Consider the following 998-nt stretch of genomic DNA (forward strand, 5'->3'; position numbering starts at 1 on the left):
AGGTAATGAAGTAATGCTATAGAAAGGAAAAGTGATTCCATTGAGCTATATAATAAATATTATGGTTTTAAAAAGAAACAACTTGATCTAGTTTAGAAAGGATAATGAAAAATGTTCAAATGTTCTAAAATATTAGGTACATTCACAACTGTACTAAGTTGCATTTTATTAGCAGGTAATGTAGCCGCATCAACAAAAACCGAGTCTATTGCATCAGATACAGGTATTATTGATGGAGGAGTCGATTTAAATACTCAGCCAAATGAGGCACCAAAATATTCTGAACGAGCTCCAAGACCGCGACAAAAAGAATTGCCTATAAAATTTCAAACTCAAATTAATGACTATTATTGTGGACCTGCTTCAGCCTCTATGATTGTGACGTCTTTAGGACGGCCACGTTCACAACAACAAATGGCGACACTACTGGGTACTACCGCAAATGGGACAAACGCGGGGAATAATGTATCAAATGCATTAAATACCGTCATGAAAGGAAGTCGATATAAATTCAACTGGGTTTGGCATAAGTATTCAGATATAAATACAATAAAAGATCATATTACTCATGCTATTAGCTATGGAAACCCTGTCATGGTTAATACCATGGAAAGCCCTGGTGATTGCTACTTAGCAGGTCATAATATTGGTACAACACTTTATCATTATGGTATTGTTGCGGATTACTTTGATTATGGAAATTCTGTGACATATGTTGATCCAGGATATGGAAGATATAATGGTTTTCGTATGAATCAGCGTGTTTCTATTAAAGATATGAGTTATGCTACGGGTGGTCGTGGATATGCTTGGTAGATTATAAGTCAGGAGGTATAGGCTGATGAAGAAAAAAGATCTTGTCAAACAAAAATTTTTAAGTTTTATCATCATCGGTATTATCATTCTCTTATCAGCCTGCACTCTTGTAGGACCACAAAAAAAATCTCCTTCCGGTAGTACCAATGTGTCTAGGAAAATAGGATTCGAGGAAAGAAATG

Annotated in this window: 1 protein-coding gene; it reads left to right on the forward strand. The window is 35.4% G+C overall.

Translation table 11 applies throughout. The annotated features are described in order from the left end of the window. Positions 1-111: 111 nt before the first annotated feature. The gene (locus SPADD19_RS10815; RefSeq protein WP_241496593.1) at positions 112-816 is read left to right on the forward strand and encodes a C39 family peptidase; all 705 of its coding nucleotides are present in this window, start codon (positions 112-114) and stop codon (positions 814-816) included. Positions 817-998 lie beyond the last annotated feature (182 nt).

This window comes from Streptococcus parasanguinis (genome assembly GCF_001578955.1).
Taxonomy (GTDB): domain Bacteria; phylum Bacillota; class Bacilli; order Lactobacillales; family Streptococcaceae; genus Streptococcus; species Streptococcus parasanguinis_U.

Excerpts from the sequence above, each read along its gene's own strand:
- SPADD19_RS10815 (WP_241496593.1), top strand. The coding sequence starts at position 112 with ATGTTCAAATGTTCTAAAATATTAGGTACATTCACAACTGTACTAAGT.